Source organism: Streptomyces sp. NPDC044719, from assembly GCF_056433405.1.
Map to the genome: position 1 here is coordinate 353,875 of NZ_JBWKHE010000004.1, position 12,755 is coordinate 366,629.

The window sequence follows — 12,755 nt, forward strand, 5'->3', positions numbered from 1 at the left end:
GTGCTGCTCATCACCTGCCCCTGGTGCGGTCCGCGCAACGAGACCGAGTACCACTACGGCGGCCAGGCCCACGTCCCCCACCCCGAGAACCCGGGCGAGCTCACCGACGAGCAGTGGGCCGCGTACGTCTTCTACCGGGACAACCCCAAGGGCCCCTTCGCGGAACGGTGGATGCACAGCATCGGCTGCCGCCGCTGGTTCAACGTCCTGCGCGACACCGCCACCCACGAGGTGCTGACCTCGTACCGCCTCGACGAGCCCCGTCCCGGAGGGAACCGATGACCGAACAGCGCTTCCGGCTCCGGCAGGGGGGCCGTATCGACCGCGGCACCGTCCTGCGGTTCACCGTCGACGGCCGGGAACTGACCGGCCACCCCGGCGACACCCTCGCCTCGGCCATGCTGGCGAACGGCCTGGTCGAGGTCGCCCCGTCCCTCTACCGGGGCCGCCCGCGCGGCATCGTCGCCGCGGGTGCCGAGGAACCCAACGCCTTGGTGCAGCTCGACGGCCCCTGCTCGGAGGGCATGCTCCCGGCGACGACGGTGGAGCTGTACGACGGCCTGTCCGCCACGACCCTCTCCGGCATGGGCCGGCTCGACCCGACCCCCGACCCCGCCGTCTACGACAAGAAGTACGTGCACACCGACGTCCTGATCGTCGGCGCCGGGCCGGCCGGGCTCGCGGCAGCCGCGGCTGCCGCCGGCTCCGGTGCGCGGGTGATCCTCGTCGACGATCAGCCCGAGGCCGGTGGTTCGCTGTTCTCCGGCACCGAGTGGGTCGCCGACGTCCGGGCGGCCCTCGACGCCGCCCCCGAGGTCGTCGTACTCCCGCGCACCACCGCCTTCGGCTCCTACGACGACAACTACGTACTGGCCCTCCAGCGGCGCACCGACCACCTCGGAGCTTTGGAAGGTGTCTCACGGCAGCGGCTGTGGCACATCCGGGCCCGTCAGGTGGTCCTGGCGACCGGCGCGCACGAGCGGCCGCTGGTCTTCGCCGGCAACGACCGGCCGGGGGTGATGCTCGCCGAGGCCGTGCGGACGTACCTCAACCGGTATGCCGTGGCGCCCGGTTCGCGGGCCGTGGTGAGCACGACCAACGACAGCGCCTACGACACGGTCGCCGATCTGCACGAGGCGGGCATCCCCGTCGCCGTCGTCGTGGACGCGCGCGCCGAGCTGTCCTCCCGGGCCGCCGAGGTCGCCGCGGCGACCGGGGTACGAGTGCTGACGGGCAGCGCGGTGGCCGGGACCGAGGGGGACGGACGGATCACGGGTGTCACTGTCCGGGCCCTCGACGGCGGTGAACCCGAGTCGTTCGACTGCGACTTGCTCGCCGTGTCCGGCGGGTGGAGCCCGGTGGTGCATCTGCACAGCCAGCGGCAGGGGCGGCTGCGCTGGGACGACGAGCTGGTCGCGTTCGTTCCCGAGGGCGTCGTACGGGATCAGCAGGTCGTGGGGGCGGCACACGGGACGTACGACCTCGACGGTTGTGTGGCCGAGGGGAGGCGGGCCGGTGCGATGGCCGCCACGGAGGCCGGGTTCCCGGTGCCCGTGCCCCCGGCGTCGTACGAGGAGGCCCGCCCCGATGTGCGCGCCCTGTGGCTGGTGCCGGGCCTCGACGACGGCTGGGACACCCACTTCGTCGACCTGCAACGCGATGTCACCGTCGCCGACGTCCTGCGCTCGACCGGCGCCGGGATGCGGGGCGTCGAGCACGTCAAGCGCTACACCTCGCTCGGCACGGCGGGCGACCAGGGCAAGACGTCCGGCGTCAACGCGATCGGGGTGATCGCCGAGATCCTCGGCGGTACGCCGGGCGAGATCGGCACCACGGCCTACCGGGCGCCGTACACCCCGATCGCCTTCGCCGCGCTGGCCGGGCGTGAGCGCGGTGAGCTGTTCGACCCGGAGCGCACCACCTCGATCCACGGCTGGCATGTCGCGCACGGCGCGGAGTTCGAGGACGTCGGGCAGTGGAAGCGCCCCCGGTACTACCCGCAGCACGGTGAGGACATGGACACGGCCGTCGCCCGGGAGTGCCGGGCGGCCCGCGAGGGGGTGGCGTTCATGGACGCCTCCACCCTGGGCAAGATCGAGATCCGCGGCGCGGACGCGGGCGAGTTCCTCAACCGCGTCTACACCAACGCCTTCAAGAAGCTGAAGCCCGGCATGGCCCGCTACGGCGTGATGTGCAAGCCCGACGGCATGATCTTCGACGACGGTGTGACACTCCGCCTCGACGACGACCGCTACTTCATGACCACCACGACCGGCGGCGCCGCCGGAGTCCTGGACTGGCTCGAGGAGTGGCTCCAGACCGAATGGCCCGAACTCGACGTGCACTGCACCTCGGTGACCGAGCAGTGGACGACGATCGCCGTGGTGGGCCCGCAGTCGCGCGAGGTCGTCGCCCATCTCGCCCCCGACATCGACCTGTCCAACGAGGCCTTCCCGTTCATGGCCTTCCGCGAGACCACCCTGGCCTCCGGCATCCCGGCCCGCGTCTGCCGGATCTCCTTCTCCGGCGAACTCGCCTACGAGATCAACGTCTCCGCGTGGTACGGCCTCGCGGTGTGGGAGGAGGTGGACGCGATCGGACGGCCGTACGGCATCACTCCCTACGGCACCGAGACCATGCACGTCCTGCGGGCCGAGAAGGGCTACATCATCGTCGGCCAGGACACGGACGGCACCGTCACCCCGCAGGACGCGGGCATGTCCTGGGTGGTCTCGAAGCAGAAGGACTTCATCGGAAAGCGGTCCTTCGCCCGCCCGGACACCTCCCGCACCGACCGCAAGCACCTGGTCGGCCTGCTGCCGAGCGACCGCACGACCCGGCTGCCCGAGGGCACCCAACTCGTCGCGCCGGACGTGCCGATCACCCCCGAGGCCGGGCCGGTGCCGATGCTCGGCCACGTCACCTCCAGCTACCACAGCCCGGCCCTCGGCCGCCCCTTCGCCCTCGCCCTCGTCACCGGCGGGCGGGCCAGGATCGGCGACACCCTGCTCGCCCCGGTGGGCGAGGACCTGGTGCCCGTCGAGGTGGCCGAGTGCGTCCTCTACGACCCGGAAGGGACCAAGCGAGATGGCTGAGCCGACGATCGACACGGGCCCGGTGGCCCTGCGCAGGAGCCCCCTGGAACATCTGGAGGACCGGATGCGGGCCGCCGCCGTCACCGGCGCCCGGGGCGTCACCCTCAGGGAGCTGCCGTTCCTCACCATGGTGAACGTGCGCGTCGACCCTGCTTCCGAGACGGCCGAACGGATCGAGAAGACTCTGGGGACGCGGCTTCCGCGCGAGTGCGGCCACACCGCCGCCTCCGGCCCGCACACGGCCGTCTGGCTGGGCCCCGACGAGTGGCTCGTCATCTCCCGGACCGACGGGACCGCTCTGACCGCCGAGTTGCGCGAGGCGCTCGGGGGAGACCCGGGCTCGGTCGTGGACGTCTCCGCGAACCGCACCACGCTGGAACTGCGCGGCCCGTCCGCCCGGCAGGTGCTGGAGAAGGGCTGCCCCCTGGACCTGCACCCCCGGTCCTTCGGTCCGGGCCGGGCGGCGTCGACCACGGTGGGCCCGGTGGCGGTGCTGCTCCGGCAGATCGACGACGCGCCGGCCTACCACCTGCTCCCGCGCTCCTCGTTCGCCGACCACCTCACGCGCTGGCTCGTCGACGCGATGAGCGAGTTCCGTGGCGCGGAGGTGCCCTGATGAGCACCAGGAGGTTGATCTTGTAGTCGACGGTGAGCACGTCGGTGCCGTCGGGGGAGGGTGTACGCGGCGTAGCCGCCCGCGCTGTCCGCCACGTGCTCTTCTTCGAGTACCGGGTGCGGTGCGCGGGGTTCGTCAGCCGGCCAGGCGTTCCACGAGCAGGAGACCGCCGACGGCGATCATCATCGCCCCGGAGACACGCGTGACCGCCCGGGCCGCGGCGGGCCTGGTCCTGAGGACGGTCCGGGCGAGGACGCCGACGGCGAGATAGACGACCGCGCAGGCGGTCATGTGCAACGTGCCGAGCAGGCCGGTCTGCCCGGCGACCGGCCAGCCGCCCGCCGGGTCGATGAACTGCGGAAACAGCGAGAAGTACAGCAGCAGGGCCTTGGGATTGAGGCCCGAGATCCCGGCACCCCTGAGCATGGTCCGCAGCCGGGAGGAACCGGAGGTGACCGCCTCCGCCTCGGAGACGGTGAGGACGGCCGGCTGCCGCAGCACGCCCCAGCCGAGCCACACCAGATAGCCGGCTCCCGCCACGGTCAGCGCGGTCAGCAGCGTCCCCGAACTCGCCACGATCACCACCAGCCCGGCGACCGCGAGCAGGGTGTATCCGGCGTATCCGGCCACCAGCCCGGCGACCGCCGGCACGACCGACCGGTCCCGAAGACCCGCCGAGATCGCGTAGGCCCAGTCCGCGCCGGGGGTGAATACCAGCAGCAGATCCACTGCCAGGAATGCCGCCAGCGTCGTCGTGTCCATGGATGGGCCCCTCTCACGTGCAATGGTGCGAGAGGAAGGTTAGGTCGGATAGGCCCGAAAGTGTTCCCTTCTTTACTTCATGATCGCGCGATGTGGGGCAGAATCTTCTCCATGGATGCCCTGGACCGGAAAATTCTCACCGAGCTGCAGCTGGACGGCCGTCTCACGGTCACCGAACTGGCCGCGCGCGTGAAGCTGAGCGTCTCTCCCTGCCACCGCCGCCTGCGCGATCTCGAACGCGAGGGCGCGATCCGCGGCTACCGGGCGGTGGTCGACCCGGCCGCCGTGGGCCTCGATTTCGAGGCCCTCGTCTTCGTCACCCTGCGCTGGGAGGACGCCGACACCGTCACCGCCTTCGAAGAGGGGGTGGCCGCCGTGCCGCACGTGCTCCAGGCCCAGCGGCTGTTCGGCGACCCCGACTACCTCCTGCGCGTCGCCACCACCGATCTCGCCGCCTTCCAGCAGCTCTACGACCAGCGGCTCGCCCGCCTCCCCGGCATCCAGCGGCTGACGTCCACCCTCGTCATGAAGCACGTGGTCGACGACCGGCCCTTGCCGGAGTGAGCGGAACCCCGGTCACTCAGCGCCCAGACCGCCCGCGAACGGCATGGTCCGCCACTGCTCCACCGCCGGCTTCAGCGCCTCGACGAGCAGGGGCAGTTGCGGGGCGAGGGCGAGGCAGGCCACCGCGCGGGACATGCCCACGGCGTTGACGACGCGCAGGACGCCCTCGTCGAGCCGCCGCAGGCCCCGTCGTTCGGCGGCCGTGTTGTACGCGGCCTCACACTCGGGGCCGAGAGCCGCCAGGTCCCATTCGACCGGGCCGAGCGTGGTCAGCTCGAAGTCGGAGTACAGCTCGCCGTCCGCGGTGGAGACGATGTTGGCGGCGGGGGAGTCCCCGTGGATCGGCTGGAACTCGATGCCGGGGAACGCCGCCTCGAACGCCGCGCGTGAGCTGACGACGGGCTCCAGGATCTCCCACTCGCGCCGGGCGCGGTCGAGGTCGGCCGGCTCCAGCAGATCGGGACGCCCTTCGAGCACGGCGAGCCCCTCGGAGACGAACCGCGGTTCGGCCGCGGACAGGAACGGCAATTCACCGGGGTACTCGCGCAGCGCGGCGTGCAGATCGGCGACCAGAGCGGAGTTGTGCGCGTAATCCGGCTCGACGTTCTGGTCCAGCTCGACGAACTGCCAGAACGTCATCGAGAAACCGTCGCGCCGCACGGGCTCCCGGGGCACGAGCGGGCTCGGCGGAATCACCGGGTGCCCCTGTTCCGCGAGCCACGCCACGACATCGAGTTCCATCCGCTGCCGCGCCGACTGGAAGCCGGCGTCGGAGTACGACGGCAGGACGGTCGGCACCCGCACCACCACGGGTGACGGAGCGAGGTGCACCACGACGGAGAACACGTCGTAGATCACCGTCGCGTCGGACACCGTGAGTCCCAGATCACGACCCGCGGCGACGGCGGCGGCGAACGCACGGGACTTACGGGCCTCGACCTGATCAGGAGTCAAGAATCCATCCATGCCGCCGATCGTGTCACGCCCGGCGCAGGCGGTGCGATGCAATATCGATCAGTCAGATGGAAGCAAGTCCCGTGTCCGCACCGGGAGTCCCGTCTCGAAGGAGCGGTTCGCGGCCAGACCGGTGACCAGGGAACGGGCCCCGTCGGCCGCGTCCGCCGCCCGGTGCAGGGGATCCGGCGCCCGGGTGCCGAACAGGTCCTCCAGCATGCGTACGTCACCGCCGCCGTGCCCGCCCTCGCCGGTCGCCACCTTGATCTCGCGCGGCTCCTCCCAGAAGGGGCGCAGCAGATGAGCAGGGCGGGCCAGGCCCATTTCCTGCGGAGTCGTGACGGCAAACCTTTCCGCCGCTGTTGCAGACTGGCGGGAGTGCGCGCCCGGTCAAGGAGTCGTGCGCTGCACGGCAACCGGCCGCAGAGCCTCCGGCCTTGCGTGGCCGCGTCCCTCCCACCCGCCCTCCCGAAACGAGGAAGCAGCGTATGCCGTACATCACCGTGGGCCAGGAGAATTCCACCGCCATCGACCTGTACTACGAGGACCACGGATCCGGGCAGCCGGTCGTCCTCATCCACGGCTTCCCGCTCGACGGGCACTCCTGGGAGCGCCAGAGCGCCGTACTGCTCGACGCCGGGTACCGCGTGATCACGTACGACCGGCGCGGCTTCGGGCAGTCCTCGCAGCCGACGACCGGCTACGACTACGACACCTTCGCGGCCGACCTGAACACCGTGATGGAGACCCTCGACCTGCGGGACGCCGTCCTCGTCGGGTTCTCGATGGGCACCGGCGAGGTCGCCCGCTACGTGTCCGCCCACGGCTCCGGCCGGGTCGCCAAGGTCGCCTTCCTCGCCTCGCTGGAGCCCTGCCTGCTCAAGTCGGACGACAACCCGGGCGGGGTCGCCCCGAAGGAGTTCTTCGACGAGATCGTCGCGGCCGTGAAGGCGGACCGGTACGCGTACTACACGAACTTCTACAACGACTTCTACAACCTCGACGAGAACCTCGGCACCCGGATCAGCGAGGAGGCCGTCCGCAACAGCTGGAACGTCGCCGCGGGCGGCGGCTTCTTCGCGGCGTCCGCCGCGCCCTCCACCTGGTACACCGACTTCCGGGCCGACATCCCGGCGATCGACGTGCCGGCCCTGATCCTGCACGGCACCGGCGACCGCATCCTGCCGGTGGACGGGACGGCGAGGCAGTTCCACAAGGCCCTTCCGGCCGCGGACTACGTGGAGATCGAGGGCGCTCCGCACGGTCTGCTCTGGACCCACGCGGAGGAGGTCAACTCGGCACTGCTCGCCTTCCTCCGGAAGTGATCGAACAGAAGGGATCGTCAGCCACGAACTGGGTTCCTTACGGGTCTCGCAGGTCCAGGCGGGCCGCCAGGTCGTGACGCGCAGCAGGCGGCTGATCGCCCGGGACGGCAGGGAGGCCCTGATAGGGCCGGGGCCAGGTGACTTCTCCCTCTCGGACTCTTCCCGTCTGTTCCGCAAGCAGGTGCGGACCAGGTTGCCGCGCTGGTGGCGACCTGCTTCGCGCGCCTGGCCCGTGAAGCGGCCGGTTTCGACGCCGTCGCCGGCGCGGCCACACTTCATGTCCGGGCGGCCTACGGCGTGACGCCCCGTGAGTGGCAGCGGAACGGTCTGACCGGCCGATTTCAGGCCTGATTCCGGGAACGTCCCGGCGGTTCGCCGCGTTGCATCGATGTTCATGCCGCCGACCCAGGGAGCATCGTGCCCGAGACCACGCCCGGCACCACCGCCGTTCTGCCCGTCCTCCCGTCCCTGAGCGCACAGGCAGAGCGACTGATCGAAACGGGGGTGCACGAGATCGCGGGCCTGCCGGCCGCCGAGATCCGTACGTACGCCGCCGGCGCCGAGGCCTCGGTGGGCGGCGAGGGTGCCCTGCTCGCCGTTCACCCGGACCGGGCCCCCGCCTCCGCCCTCGCGCCGCTCCTCCGCCGCGAGGGCAAGCCGGGCTTCGTCGTCATCGACATGCCCGACGCCGACGAGTTCACCCCCACCGCCGTCGAACTGCCCGACGCCCCGCTCTACGTCCTCACCGGCCTCGACCGCGGCGACCACATGAGCAACTGGAGCCCCGAAGAGGCACTGCCCGCCCTCACCAAGGAGGACCGCACCCCGCTGCTGCTCACCGAGGGCATCCACTGGGTGCTCCAGCAACCGGCCGCCCTGGAGCGCAACCTGTGCTTCATGACCATCGGCTCCCGGCGGCGCAAGCCGAACGGCACGTTCGACGCCCGCACCCCGGCGATCTGGATCAGTAACGGCACCGGCCGCGACGGCCGCGAGCGCCGCGACGCCCCGAAGGTGGGCTGGTGCTGGTGGAACAACCGCCACACCTGGCTGGGCTTCGCCTCCACCACGGGCCGCACGGCCTAGCCTCCGGGCACCGGCCCGCCCCTCCCTGCACGAGCGGCGGGCATCAGCGCACCCAGCCGGTGTAGCGGTTGCCGCCGCCGCGGGTCGACTCGGTGGAGCGGGCGCGGATGTCGCCGCTCTCCACGGCCGCGTTCACCGCGCGCACCAGCCAGGCGTTGACCGACAGGCCCTCGCGTGCGGCGGCCTCCTCGGCGCGGCCCTTGAGATGCCCGGGCAGGCGCAGATTGATCCGCGCGGTGGTGCCGTCGTCGGCGTCGGCGGGCGCCGGGGCCGGTGCCGGGGCCCTCGGCGGCTCGGGACGCGTGTCCGGCTCCTCGAAACCGGCGGCCGGCGGCGGCGGTGTCACGACGAAGGCGGGGTCGAGCCCGCGCAGCCGTACGTCGACCGAGCCGGGGGCGAGTTCGCGGGTGATCTCGTCCATGGCGGCGGACAGCACGTTCAGCAGTGTCAGGCGGGTCGCCGACTCCAGCGGAGCGGTCAGCCGCTCGGCCAGCTCGCGGGCGTCCTCCCCACCGGCTTCGGCAGCCACCGCGAGTTCCCGGCGGAGTGTGTCGACGTAGGGCGTGAGGTCCATGGCGGCATGATGGCATCAAGGTGGCGCCATGAGAAAACCCCAGGTCGAAGGACCTGGGGTTCACCGTTCCCGCGTGTGTCACACGAAGGCGCTCTGGCCGGTGATCGACTTGCCGACGATCAGGGTGTTCATCTCGCGGGTGCCCTCGAAGGAGTAGATGGCCTCGGCGTCGGCGAAGAACCGGGCGATGTCGTGCTCCAGGAGGATTCCGTTGCCGCCGAAGATCTCCCGGCTCCAGGCCACGACCTCCCGCATCCGGGAGGTGACGAACGCCTTGGCCAGCGCGGAGTGTTCGTCACGGAAGACCCCCGCGTCCTGCAGCCGGGCGAGCTGCACCAGCATGCCCCAGGACGCCGTGATGTTGCCCAGGCTCTTGACCAGCAGGTCCTGCACCAGCTGGAAGCCGCCGATCGGGCGGCCGAACTGGCGGCGCTCCCGGGCGTAGTCGAGGGCCAGTTCGTAGGCACCGACCATCACGCCGAGTCCCTGCCAGGCCACCCCGCTGCGTGTGGCGCGCAGGATCTCGGCGACGTCCCGGAACGAGTTGATGTTCTGCAGGCGGTTCGCCTCCGGCACCCGGACGCCGGTCAGGGTGATCTCGGCGTTCTCCACGATCCGGAAGGCGATCTTGCCCTCGATCTTCACCGGCTCGAAGCCGGGCGTGCCCTTCTCGACGACGAAGCCCTTGACGTGGTTGTCGTCGACGTCCCGGGCCCACACCACGACGTAGTCGGCGAAGGTCGCGTTGCCGATCCACTTCTTGGCGCCGTTCAGGACCCAGGTGTCGCCCTCGCGCCGGGCGGTGGTGCGCATGCCGCCCGCGACATCGGAGCCGCCGAGCGGTTCGGTCATGGCGAACGCGCCGATCTTGTCCATCGCGGCCATCTCCGGGAGCCAGCGGTCGCGCTGCTCCTGGTCGCCGCCCGAGTGGATCGAGTACATCGCGAGGCCGTTGTGGACGCCGAAGAACGTGGACACGGAGGCGTCGGTGCGGGTCATCTCCAGGGCGAGCATGCCGCTGAGGAGGTTGCTGACGGCGGGGCGGTGTTCGCCGTAGCCCTCGTAGGGCAGTCCGGCGAGGCCGCTGTCGCGGAACAGGGAGATGAGCTGTGTGGGGAACTCGCCCTTGGCCCAGTTCTCGTTCACCAGCGGCTTGACCTCGTCCCGCATGAGGGCGCGGGCCTTGAGGAGGATCTTGCGCTCCTCGTCCGGCAGCAGGGCCTCGTAGTCGTAGAAGTCCGCGACCAGCTGGTCCTCGAGCGGTTCCATGGGGGTGGTCATCTCAGTTCTCCTCCTTGTCGGCGCTGTCCAGGGCGGACAGCACGGCGAGTTGCCTGCGGTCGCGCGTCTCGGTGAGTTCCGGGTACGTGGAGGAGCCGTAGGCCTTTTCCACGGCTTCGATGAGCCGTTCCTGTTCTTCCTCGTTCTGCGACGGGGTGCCGAGGCCCGCCCACATCCGCTTCATCGAGGCTCCGATGTGCTCGGCCATGTGCCGATAGCCGCCGGGGCCGCCGCCCAGGTGCGAGCCGAGGAACGGCCCGACCGTGGCCCAGCGCAGGCCCAGCGAGTTCGTCATCACCTTGTCGAGGTCCTCGGGGGTCACCACGCCCTGCTCGACGAGGTACACCGCCTCCCGGCTGAGCGCGTTCTGCAGCCGGTTCCCGACGAAGCCGGGGATCTCCTTGCGCTCGACGACCGGGGTGCGGCCGACCGAGGTGTAGAAGTCCACGGCGTCCTGCACGGCGTCCTCGCCGGTGCGTTCCCCGGGCACGACCTCGACGAGCGGGACCAGGTGCGGCGGGTTGAAGGGATGGCCGATCAGGACCCGGGCGGCGGCCTCGTCCGGCAGCTCACGCGTGAAGTCGCTGGACGGGATCGCCGACGAGGAGCTGAGCAGCAGCGCGTGGTCGGGGGCCTCCCGGACCAGCGTGGCGAACAGGTCCTGCTTGAACTCGAGCCGCTCGGGGCCGTTCTCCTGGACGACGTCCGCGTCCCGGACCGCCTCGGCGACATCGGCCGCGATGTGCACCCGGCCGGCGAGGCCCGTCACGTCCAGGCCGCGGGCGGCCAGCTGCGGGGCGGTCCGCTCCAGGACCTCGGCGACGGCCTCGGCGAGGTCCGGCCGAGGGTCGGACACCCGGACGGTCAGGCCGTGCGCGGCGAACAGCGTCGCCCAGGACAGTCCGATGGTCCCGGCGCCGATCACCGCGGCCGTACGGAAGGCGCGGATCATGACCCGGCTCCCTTCAGGTAGTCGTGGACCGGCTCGACGCCCGCGAGCGTCAGGTCGGTGAGGATGTGGCCGGCGGAGACGATCTCGAGCACCGGCAGATCGGCCAGCGGGGCCAGCACGTGCTGGAAGAGCTGCAGCCGGGCGGGGCCGGTCCACGCCTCCTTGACGGTGAGGTCGGTGATGCGGGTGCGGACCAGTTCCTGCACGCGCGGCAGACCGTCGTAGCCGGGAACGGACTTGAGCATGAAGGTCGGCACGGTGATCTGCGCCGCCGCCTCGTCCCGGTCCAGTTCATGGTGCTTGTAGCCCATCGTCGCGGTGGCGACCCGCAGGGTGCCGTGGTCGAGGGTGCCGACGAGCGCGCCGGTGTCTACGCGGAGCGCCGGGGAGCCCATGGCCTTGGGGTAGGCGGAGACCTCGCGGCCGGAGGCGGTCGCCGGGAAGTTGTCGAGGTACATGGCGTGCAGGTACTCGCCCCGCTCGCCCTCGAAGCAGACGGGGATCGCCTGGCCGGCCTCCGTGTAGGGGCCGTAGCCGCTGACGTCGCCCATCTTCATGACCTCGAACCGGACCAGCGGTTCGTCGATCCGCAGCGGCTCCGGGACGACCGCCCGCAGCGCCTCGGGGTCGGTGCGGTAGACGATGTTGAGGTACTCACGGTCGGTGAACCGCGGGACGGTCGGCGCGAACGCCGGGCTGGTGAGAGGGGTGGTGACGTGCCGTCGTACGTCCTCGGTCCGCATGGCGCCTCACCGCCCCGTCCACTGCGCGGGACGGCGCTCGGCGAAGGCGGTCATGCCCTCGCGGACGTCGGCCGAGGCCATCAGGGTCTTCATCTGCTCGCGCTGGAAGGCGAAGGCCTCGGCGTCGGGCGCCCCGTCGGCGGCGCGGACGACGCGCTTGACCGCAGCGAGCGCGAGCGGGGCGTTCTCCGCGAGCCGCTCGGCCAGCCGGAGCGCCTCGGCGACGGTCTGCCCCTTGGCGGTGACCCGGTTGGCCAGGCCCAGTTCGCCGGCGCGGCGGCCGTCGACGGGTTCGCCGGTCAGCAGGAGTTCCATGGCCAGGTGGTGCGGGATCCGCTTGGGCAGCCGGATCACACCGCCGCCCGCCGCGATCAGTCCGCGCTTGACCTCGGGCAGGCCGAACCGGGCGTCCTCGGCCGCGACGATCAGGTCGCAGGCCAGGGCCAGTTCGAAGCCGCCGCCCATGGCGAAGCCCTCCACGGCGGCGATCAGCGGCTTGGCCGGCCCGCACTCGGTCAGGCCGCCGAACCCACGGCCCTCTACCTCGGGAGACTCGCCGCGCAGCGCCGCCTTGAGGTCCATGCCGGCGCTGAAGGTCTCGCCCTCACCGGCCAGGACACCGGCCCGCAGCGCCGGGTCGTTCTCCAACTCGTCCAGTGCGGCGGCCAGTTCGGCGGCCACCGCCGCGTTCACGGCATTGCGGGCCTCGGGGCGGTCGAGGGTGATCAGCAGGGCGGAGCCGATGCGTTCGGTCCGTACGACAGGGTTTTCAGGGTTGCTCATGGCTGTCCTTCTGTCCTTGT

At 71.3% G+C, this 12,755-nt stretch carries 14 protein-coding genes; 6 read left to right on the forward strand and 8 right to left on the reverse strand.

Annotated features, from left to right (window positions below):
* The 3 genes from AC07DF_RS17625 to AC07DF_RS17635 are packed head-to-tail and all read left to right on the forward strand — an operon-like array spanning position 1 to position 3,711.
* A complete protein-coding gene (locus AC07DF_RS17625) occupies positions 1-282 on the forward strand; it encodes a sarcosine oxidase subunit delta (RefSeq protein ID WP_454358756.1) in 282 nt (93 codons plus the stop codon).
* A complete protein-coding gene (locus tag AC07DF_RS17630; RefSeq protein WP_478971607.1) occupies positions 279-3,095 on the forward strand; it encodes a sarcosine oxidase subunit alpha family protein in 2,817 nt (938 codons plus the stop codon). The genes AC07DF_RS17625 and AC07DF_RS17630 overlap by 4 nt, the downstream gene beginning before the upstream one ends.
* Positions 3,088-3,711 carry a sarcosine oxidase subunit gamma gene (locus AC07DF_RS17635; RefSeq protein ID WP_478971609.1) on the forward strand — a complete coding sequence of 208 codons (624 nt, stop codon included), beginning with the start codon at positions 3,088-3,090 and terminating at the stop codon, positions 3,709-3,711. Before AC07DF_RS17630 ends, AC07DF_RS17635 begins: the two co-directional genes overlap by 8 nt.
* Positions 3,712-3,846: 135 nt before the next feature.
* On the opposite strand, the gene AC07DF_RS17640 is transcribed toward AC07DF_RS17635, so the two are convergent.
* Positions 3,847-4,473 (reverse strand): LysE family translocator, encoded by a 627-nt coding sequence (locus tag AC07DF_RS17640; RefSeq protein ID WP_478971611.1) that lies wholly within the window; start codon positions 4,471-4,473, stop codon positions 3,847-3,849.
* 111 nt (positions 4,474-4,584) lie between these two features.
* On the opposite strand from AC07DF_RS17640, the gene AC07DF_RS17645 reads away from it, so the two are divergent.
* Positions 4,585-5,037: an Lrp/AsnC family transcriptional regulator gene (locus tag AC07DF_RS17645; RefSeq protein WP_478971613.1), complete on the forward strand. Its 453-nt coding sequence runs from the start codon at positions 4,585-4,587 to the stop codon at positions 5,035-5,037.
* Positions 5,038-5,049: 12 nt separating this feature from the next.
* Here AC07DF_RS17645 and AC07DF_RS17650 read toward each other — a convergent pair whose 3' ends face one another.
* Entirely contained in the window at positions 5,050-6,003 is a 954-nt protein-coding gene (locus AC07DF_RS17650) for a phosphotransferase (RefSeq protein WP_478971615.1), read from the reverse strand.
* A 48-nt stretch (positions 6,004-6,051) separates the two neighbouring features.
* Positions 6,052-6,315, reverse strand: a complete 264-nt coding sequence (locus AC07DF_RS17655) for a hypothetical protein (protein WP_478971617.1) — start codon at positions 6,313-6,315, stop codon at positions 6,052-6,054.
* Between the two features lie 164 nt (positions 6,316-6,479).
* Between AC07DF_RS17655 and AC07DF_RS17660 the strand changes: the two genes are divergently transcribed.
* Together AC07DF_RS17660 and AC07DF_RS17665 are read left to right on the forward strand one after the other, a co-directional pair.
* Positions 6,480-7,316 carry an alpha/beta fold hydrolase gene (locus AC07DF_RS17660; RefSeq protein ID WP_478971619.1) on the forward strand — a complete coding sequence of 279 codons (837 nt, stop codon included), beginning with the start codon at positions 6,480-6,482 and terminating at the stop codon, positions 7,314-7,316.
* 417 nt (positions 7,317-7,733) lie between these two features.
* Entirely contained in the window at positions 7,734-8,402 is a 669-nt protein-coding gene (locus AC07DF_RS17665; RefSeq protein WP_478971621.1) for a DUF5701 family protein, read from the forward strand.
* A 43-nt stretch (positions 8,403-8,445) separates the two neighbouring features.
* Here AC07DF_RS17665 and AC07DF_RS17670 read toward each other — a convergent pair whose 3' ends face one another.
* The 5 genes from AC07DF_RS17670 to AC07DF_RS17690 all read right to left on the reverse strand — a co-directional run bounded on the left by AC07DF_RS17670 (position 8,446) and on the right by AC07DF_RS17690 (position 12,735).
* On the reverse strand, positions 8,446-8,976 hold the full coding sequence (locus AC07DF_RS17670) for a toxin-antitoxin system HicB family antitoxin (RefSeq protein WP_478971623.1): 531 nt from the start codon (positions 8,974-8,976) through the stop codon (positions 8,446-8,448).
* A gap of 78 nt (positions 8,977-9,054) precedes the next feature.
* Positions 9,055-10,257 (reverse strand): acyl-CoA dehydrogenase family protein, encoded by a 1,203-nt coding sequence (locus AC07DF_RS17675; RefSeq protein ID WP_478971625.1) that lies wholly within the window; start codon positions 10,255-10,257, stop codon positions 9,055-9,057.
* A 1-nt stretch (position 10,258) separates the two neighbouring features.
* The gene (locus AC07DF_RS17680) at positions 10,259-11,209 is read right to left on the reverse strand and encodes a 3-hydroxyacyl-CoA dehydrogenase NAD-binding domain-containing protein (RefSeq protein ID WP_478971627.1); all 951 of its coding nucleotides are present in this window, start codon (positions 11,207-11,209) and stop codon (positions 10,259-10,261) included.
* On the reverse strand, positions 11,206-11,952 hold the full coding sequence (locus AC07DF_RS17685) for an acetoacetate decarboxylase (protein WP_478971629.1): 747 nt from the start codon (positions 11,950-11,952) through the stop codon (positions 11,206-11,208). The genes AC07DF_RS17680 and AC07DF_RS17685 overlap by 4 nt, the downstream gene beginning before the upstream one ends.
* Positions 11,953-11,958: 6 nt before the next feature.
* The gene (locus AC07DF_RS17690; protein ID WP_478971631.1) at positions 11,959-12,735 is read right to left on the reverse strand and encodes a crotonase/enoyl-CoA hydratase family protein; all 777 of its coding nucleotides are present in this window, start codon (positions 12,733-12,735) and stop codon (positions 11,959-11,961) included.
* Positions 12,736-12,755 lie beyond the last annotated feature (20 nt).